This window comes from Leisingera sp. SA32 (assembly GCF_056033425.1).
The window spans coordinates 167,211-174,003 of the sequence record NZ_JBVYHB010000009.1; the positions used below are offsets into that span (position 1 = coordinate 167,211).

Here is a 6,793-nt window from a genome sequence, read left to right on the forward strand (position 1 = left end):
AAGCAGCGTCGCAAGGGCAGGGAAGTGCGAAGAATTTCGAGTTTTTGGGGCGGGCAAAGAAATTTGAAAAAACGCCTTGTCACTCCGCGCGACGGATCATATACGGGTCAGCGGAGACGTGGCCGAGTGGTCGAAGGCGCTCCCCTGCTAAGGGAGTAGGCCCGGAAGGGTCTCGAGGGTTCGAATCCCTTCGTCTCCGCCATCACCTATTGAAATCATTGGATGATTCGGTGAAGTGGCTTTCATACCCGCCTAAACACCCGCCATAATTATTGCGCTTAAATGCCAAGCGCTGTGACAGGTACGTCAGGGTGACCGTTGCGGATTCGTGCGCCCCTGAATGAGAAAGCCCCGCGCTGGGCGGGGCATCTCTTGCGGCAATTCTCAGCCTCTAAGTTATCGCGGGGGGCACTCCCGACTTGCCGACAGGATATAGCGTACGCATGGGGCCAGATGAGTTTTAGGGGCAGACGCTCAACTTTGCTTTGGCCGTCTCTGCCGGAGTGCATGGGGGAAGCCAAGCAACATCCAGATTTGCACAAAGGTCATAGGCCAAGCCTCGGGCGATCCGAAACAGAAACGCCAAGGTCTGCGGTCGCGTTCCTTCTACGCTGGGCGGATTCGGAGTATGGCTTTCTAAAGCAGAGGCTTTCGGAGCTGGCTCCCTCGCAGTTGCATCAGGTTAATCTCAGAGTGAATGCCCTCCCCGGGGCCTTCTGTTGCTTACCCGCGGTACCTGATGAAACCTGACATTTATGGGCACTTGCAGCTAGAAATGAAGATGTTGAAGCCGGTGCAGCACGTTGGCAAATGCTGACATTGGCGGCTCGTTCCAGGCGGTCATAGCTCAGCCGTCATGTTGAATAATGTTGAACCCGAAGCCTGCCCAGCGCCGGGCAAGGTGTTAAGGTTTGCTAAGGTTAGCGGCCAATGCGGAGGCGCCCAGGCCGCGGCGCCTCAACTTGGAAAACAATCAACGGAGATCAAAACACGTATTGTTCTTCCGGGGCCACTACAGGCGCAGTCAGCGAGATGCCCTCAGGTTACCCAAAGCACAGGGGATCGGACGCGCGACCTCCGAAATTCCGTCGCTCAAAAGCAATGGGCGCGCCCACGTCGCAGAGTTGCCAGAGGTCGGGCAGCAGAGGAAAAACGCACCCCTACCCTTGCTTGCAAACCGGTGCCTATGAAAGTGAAGGAGGGGCGCGGGTCTGCTGATAGGGCGCCGAAGGAAATAAGCCTCCCCCCCCCAAAAAAAAGTTCCCGGAATTGACGGAGCGATGCGCTGAGCACGTGGCGTTTTCTTCCGGGACCTTCAACCCAAATTGGCGCGCTTTCTCCGGGCCATTCTCGGCCGTTGTTGCCGCGTTCCGGATTGGCGTCACCAATACATTCCTTTTGCCAATGCGCCTTCCGGGGGAGTGGCTGGAAATTTTTGAGGCTTCAACCACGCGACAAAAGTTTGCTGGTGGAACTGTGTGCTTATTCTGCCAGTCCCGCGGCTTCAGGTTCTGGTTGCAAATATTTACCTTGCATTAACCAAACCGCGTGCTTAACCCAGCCAAAAAAAACGGTCAAGGAGCGCTCTTTATGGTCACTCGCACGTCATCCCAAGTCCTTATACCGCAAGGTTCTCCGATCGGAGTTGCTGAAGGAGTTTCCAACCCGCGCGGCGAGCCTGCAGTCTGCGGGCTGGCTGATGGTGGAGTTGTGACCATCTGGAGCGAGTGGGATTCGGATCTGCGAGACTATGTAATTTCAGGGCAGCGGTTCGACGGGTCTGGCGCCGCCACGGGCAATGCGTTCCGGATTCCCTCAAATGAGGCTAACAGGCCAACCGAGTTCTCCGCGGCTGGCCAGCCTGACGGTGGCTTCATTGTGGCTTGGAATTCATACAACTCAGATTTCACTGTTGTGGATGTCTATGGTAAACGTTTCGGCGCGGATGGGGCCGCGCGTGGAGAAGCTTTCCAAATAAGCTCAAGCACGGATATCGAGCAAAGGGCGCCGTCGCTCGTCAGTTTGGAAGACGGCGGCTTCGCCGCGGCCTGGATGTCCGGGCACTATGACTATTCTGGAACTGCAGGCGGAACTGATTTCAACATCCACTTCCGCACGTTTGACACCAACGGGGTTGCCATCGGCGAATTGCAGCAAGTGCCTTCGGCTGACGGGGACTATGAGTTCAGCCCCCACTTATTCAGACAGACGGATGGCAATCTGGTTTTGACCTGGGACACGATGCTTCCTGAGGGAAATGGCGCCGATGATTTCGGGCTTTGGCTTGACGCAGAGGGAGCCCCGGTCGGCGCGCCGTTCGAGCCTGAAAGGAGCTACATCGATCCGTCCAGCCTCTTGTGGTCGCAGTTCAATACAGGGCTGACGGGCGGCGATATAGTCGAACTTCGATACTCGCATTCATTTGCGTCGGATGGTTTCGAGGGTCTCGGTATATGGATCCGTGATGCAGAGACCGGCTTGGAACTTGCCGAGTTTCGGATTGCCGAGAGTGATCTGGCCACGCGGGATTGGGCACCCTCCTCCGCCGCACTGGCGGATGGCGGTCTATTCGTAACGTGGATGTCCGAAGGCGATGGAGACTATTTATTCGACATCCATGGCCAGATGTTTGACATTAACAATGTTTCAACCGGGGACGTGTCGATCTCTGGCAGGGCCGTACAAGGGAAAACGCTGGGGGTCTCGAACACGCTGGCGGATGCGGACGGCTTGGGCGACATATCCTACCGATGGCTGCGCGATGGCGAGAACATCCGGGGTGCGACTGGCGAAACCTACAAGTTGACCGCCCGGGATTCCGGGGCAGAGATTTCGGTGCGGGCGCGCTATACCGATGACCTTGGCACAGTGGAAACAATTGTAAGCGCGGCGACCTCCCCGGTTTATGGGAATACGGTGCTGAGCGGAGACGCGGGAGACAATGAACTGGCGGGCGGCCGCTTCAATGACCGGCTTTTAGGCGGTGACGGTGACGATACTTTGGTAGGCAGAAAGGGAGCTGACAGGCTGCTGGGCGGTAGCGGTGCGGATAACGCCAGAGGTGGCTCAGAAGATGACACCTTGAAAGGGCACAGCGGTGCCGACCAGCTGTTCGGAAATGGCGGCGACGATCTGCTTTTAGGCGGTGGTGGCGGCGATACGCTGCTCGGTGGCAGCGGCCATGACCGCATTAAAGGCGGGAGCGGCCGCGATCGTATCGAAGGCCAGAAAGGCGGTGACGTGCTAGCGGGCGGGGCTGGAAGGGACACTTTTGCGTTCAACCGCGGTGACGGCCAGGACACCATCACGGACTTTGAGTTGGGTATCGACCTGATCGAAATTGGACGCGGGGCGTCGCGGGTGGGTCAACTTGATTTCGAGCAACACGGAGACGATGTTGCCGTGAGCTTCCGTAATGTCGAAATCACCGTTGAGAACTTGACGGTGGACGAGCTGCTGGGCGGCGACCACTTCACCTTTGTCTGAGGGCGCTGGGACCGCAGTAGGTTCTTAAGGCTACGCCCGCTGGGGCCGATACACTGGCCCCAGCGCTCTGATACGACGGGGCTACGCTCTTTCAAGCGGCGTTCGCTGATTCCGACGTTCTCTCGCAGCCCACTTCCGGCAGCCCCCGGAGCAATGCCAGGGGTCGGCCCTGTGCCACCGGGGCATCTCATCGCCACACCACAGACAATACCAAGCCCACCGCTGTATCTGCCGCGCGATTATAGTTGCGCGGCGCTCCAGCTTCCTACATTGCCAGTCCAGAAATAGGCCTCGTAGGTCGCGGTAGTCCGGTCATCCTGGCGCTTTAGCAAACGGCATTCGGGTCTTGCTTAGGCATCCCGGTTCCCTCGCGGATTTCCCTATACCGAAAGGCTGGTCAACTCATTTACCTGCTGGCGCTTTTCGCTGGAAACTCAGCCCAGCCCGGTAGAGCGCCCATCTCTTTCGCTGTGCTTGCGCGATTTTGTTTCGTCCTTCATGTGACTTCGGGCCAGTGGAAAGCCCGCCGTGAAACCGGCAGCGCCTTTTGCCAGGTACTGGCCTAGAACGGCAGCCCGTGCCCTTGCGGGTACGTGCGCCGCATTGCTTAGAAACGACTTGGAAGTCAGGTAAGCCTAAGACCCCGTCCCGCGCGCGCGTAGGTGTTGGAAAATTGTCCCTCGGCCTTGGGGCGGGCTGCACAAGATTCGCTGCCACGTATCCTATAGCCAGGAATAGCCGCGAGGGCGCATGGCCTCGAATACGCTCCCTTCCTTTCCGTTCCCAGTATTTGACCGACGACGGATGCAGCCCGGCCAAAGCCGCCAAGGCGGGGCGCGACAAGCCCCTGCGCAGGCGGTGCTGTTTCAGTTCGTCTCCTGTCATCTGCTTTGCTCCTGCCTCATGGCTAGATGTAGATATGTCCTGCTTTCTGTGACGCGGCATCTCGCAATCCCGCTCAACCCGACACAATTTTCAGGACGGGAGACTTAGCGGGCGGCGTGGTTTCGTCCTTCCCGTCAGCCGATCTGTGACGCTTATGCACCGTTTTTGTGCGGGGGTTCTGCGTTTCATGCCAGCGCATGAAACCCTTACGGGCCGGTTTCCCGTCTTGTGTCGGCAATTCATCGAGCGCCCAATGCGCAGCCTCTCCGATGCCGGAAGGACCAAGGCAATGCCCGCGCGTGGCATGGATAAAGCCGCGCTCTTCCAAGGCGTCAAACCAGCCGCCTACAGTATTGCGGTGCGCGCTCAATGCCTTTGCAGCGTCCCGGTAGCTGAGAATGATTGCGCCATTGTTGGAGCCATTAAACCGCCGCTTCAGCTCGATGTAGAGCGCGCGGGGGCCGGGTTTGAGGCTCCCCCATGCGGGAGAAGCCTGTAGCCATTCGTGAAGCTGCACATGGCGACCTGCACCGCGCTTGTGCCTCTTGTACGGTTTGCGACTCATGGGGCGGCCTCCTGCTGCGCTATAGCCTTTGCCACACAGCCTGCAATGCGCAGGCTCTTGCAGGTGCCCAGGTGCAGCCAAACGCTCTGGGCGTCCGGTGCCTGCCGCTGTGCCCAGACACTCCACAGTCTGCCGCAGGGCGTGAGTTTAACCTTTGGCATGGCTTGGCCCTCCGAAGTGCATTTCTGCGTACAGGGCGGCGCGTGCGCGGCTCAGGCCGAACCGGATTTGCAAGCGCCGGATCTGCGTTTCGCGCGGGACGGGGCGGTTGATGCGTGCGCCTGTCATGCCGCGCCCTCGTCCAGCAGGTGCGCGGCGCTGGGCGGGTAACGCAGTTTTTGCGGATTGGTGCCGGGGCGCAGCCAATAGTGCTTGATATTGTCTTTGCCCCGGTACCGGTCTTCGATGGGCCACGCGTATTCGGTGCGCAGCTTGTGGATGACTGCGGCCAGCCGCCAGCCGTTCACTTCGCGGATTTCGGTTTTGTGGGTCAGCGTGCGCCCTGCCACCAGATTTTTACACACCCAAAAAGTTTGAGTGGGGCTACTGTAGAAGCGATTTCTGTTCATGTGTTTGCCTTTGCTCTGACGGGGCAAAGGGCGTATGCTGGCCGGGCCTCCAAGCCCTGAAGCCAAAAACATACAGCCCGCGCCCCGATGCCTTCGGGGGCGGGTTTCGTTATGCTGCGTTGCCGTGCTTTGCTGCTTCCCATGCTTCTAGGTCGGCCAGCTTCCAGCGGGTGCAGCCGGGTGTCAGCGTGACGGGTGTGGGAAAGTTTGGATCGGCTTTCGCCCAGCGCCAAGGCGTGGAGCGGTGGACGCCATAACGGGCAGCAACTTGCGCGTCTGAAAGGTAGGTGTGGGCCATGCTATGCACTCCAATCGGTTGCGACTGGATACAGCATGGGGTGCCTCACCTAGTGAAGTGAATGCAAGAAATCAATGGCTTATGCGGGTTTCACTTTCAGGATATACCGGCTGGGCGCTTGGTCATTTCTAGGTGAAGCGCCCGACCAATTGCACAAGAACACGTAACCGCCTAGGCGGTTTTTGCCGACAGGAGAGCGAGATACCTAGCCTGAATTTTTTGCCCGGCTTCTCCGCGCTTCATTTCTCCGAGGTACTCTTCCACCTGCCCGCGCCCTTGAGTCCAAAGTTTGGGATCGGCTTTGATTGCCTCACCCAATCCAAGTGCAGCTAAGGACCTTGGGCCTAGCTTGATGATGTCAGGATTTCGCTGGGCCGTAGCTTCCATTGCCGTTAGCAGGGCTAAGATACGTCTTTCGCGTGCTTTGGCAGAAGATTGACGGCCTTTTTCCCCGGCTTTCTGACGCATCTCTATCGCTTTCAGTGCCTCTAACTCGGCCCCGGAGGTGATGCATTCTAGGTCGCGCCAAAGGTATCCCGCCTTAAAATCATCCTCTGCAATGTACCAGTTGAACTGATATGCGGCTGCAATGAATGCAGGGGAAGAATGAGGCAAGTTCAAAAGGCAGTACTCGTAGGTGACAGCAGTCTGCCAATTTTCACCGTGCTTTGCCTTGAGTTCGTCTACTCGTCGTTTTCCAACAGTCTCCAGAACGACCTTAGTCAGTTTGAAGCCGTCCGTTATCCCTGCTGCCTCAAGTGTGTTGAACGCTAGGGGAGACTCCTCATCCCCGGCATTGCCCGCACCGGGAGTAAATCCCGCCTCCATCATAGCCAAAAAGAACCTACGTTTTTCGTCGTCCTCAAAACTCCAGACTAAATCGTCCGCAAGTTGCGGTAATCCCCCCGTTTTTGCGGGGGCTTGGTCATAGAATTTACGCGGCCATCTTCAGTTTCTGTGCAGGTGTCATCCCGCCGTTGCCTATGTTCG

The 6,793-nt window shown here is 58.0% G+C and carries 6 protein-coding genes and 1 tRNA gene; 2 read left to right on the forward strand and 5 right to left on the reverse strand.

The window, feature by feature from the left end:
* Positions 1–112 precede the first annotated feature (112 nt).
* Both AC0IPL_RS14390 and AC0IPL_RS14395 read left to right on the forward strand, forming a co-directional pair.
* Positions 113–202, forward strand: a tRNA-Ser gene (locus AC0IPL_RS14390).
* A gap of 1,388 nt (positions 203–1,590) precedes the next feature.
* Complete coding sequence (locus tag AC0IPL_RS14395) at positions 1,591–3,486, forward strand: calcium-binding protein (RefSeq protein WP_474275284.1); 1,896 nt, start codon at positions 1,591–1,593, stop codon at positions 3,484–3,486.
* A gap of 402 nt (positions 3,487–3,888) precedes the next feature.
* Here AC0IPL_RS14395 and AC0IPL_RS14400 read toward each other — a convergent pair whose 3' ends face one another.
* From AC0IPL_RS14400 to AC0IPL_RS14420, 5 genes are all read right to left on the reverse strand, one after another.
* On the reverse strand, positions 3,889–4,431 hold the full coding sequence (locus AC0IPL_RS14400; RefSeq protein ID WP_474275286.1) for an HGGxSTG domain-containing protein: 543 nt from the start codon (positions 4,429–4,431) through the stop codon (positions 3,889–3,891).
* 13 nt (positions 4,432–4,444) lie between these two features.
* Complete coding sequence (locus tag AC0IPL_RS14405; protein ID WP_474275288.1) at positions 4,445–4,936, reverse strand: helix-turn-helix domain-containing protein; 492 nt, start codon at positions 4,934–4,936, stop codon at positions 4,445–4,447.
* A 284-nt stretch (positions 4,937–5,220) separates the two neighbouring features.
* The gene (locus AC0IPL_RS14410) at positions 5,221–5,505 is read right to left on the reverse strand and encodes a hypothetical protein (RefSeq protein ID WP_474275290.1); all 285 of its coding nucleotides are present in this window, start codon (positions 5,503–5,505) and stop codon (positions 5,221–5,223) included.
* A 109-nt stretch (positions 5,506–5,614) separates the two neighbouring features.
* Complete coding sequence (locus AC0IPL_RS14415) at positions 5,615–5,803, reverse strand: helix-turn-helix transcriptional regulator (RefSeq protein WP_474275292.1); 189 nt, start codon at positions 5,801–5,803, stop codon at positions 5,615–5,617.
* A gap of 171 nt (positions 5,804–5,974) precedes the next feature.
* Positions 5,975–6,634, reverse strand: coding sequence for a hypothetical protein (locus AC0IPL_RS14420; RefSeq protein ID WP_474275294.1), 660 nt, complete (start codon positions 6,632–6,634; stop codon positions 5,975–5,977).
* Positions 6,635–6,793: the final 159 nt, after the last annotated feature.

Excerpts from the sequence above, each read along its gene's own strand:
- AC0IPL_RS14395 (WP_474275284.1), top strand. The coding sequence starts at position 1,591 with ATGGTCACTCGCACGTCATCCCAAGTCCTTATACCGCAAGGTTCTCCG.
- AC0IPL_RS14400 (WP_474275286.1), bottom strand. The coding sequence starts at position 4,431 with ATGCCGCGTCACAGAAAGCAGGACATATCTACATCTAGCCATGAGGCA.
- AC0IPL_RS14405 (WP_474275288.1), bottom strand. The coding sequence starts at position 4,936 with ATGAGTCGCAAACCGTACAAGAGGCACAAGCGCGGTGCAGGTCGCCAT.
- AC0IPL_RS14410 (WP_474275290.1), bottom strand. The coding sequence starts at position 5,505 with ATGAACAGAAATCGCTTCTACAGTAGCCCCACTCAAACTTTTTGGGTG.
- AC0IPL_RS14415 (WP_474275292.1), bottom strand. The coding sequence starts at position 5,803 with ATGGCCCACACCTACCTTTCAGACGCGCAAGTTGCTGCCCGTTATGGC.
- AC0IPL_RS14420 (WP_474275294.1), bottom strand. The coding sequence starts at position 6,634 with ATGATGGAGGCGGGATTTACTCCCGGTGCGGGCAATGCCGGGGATGAG.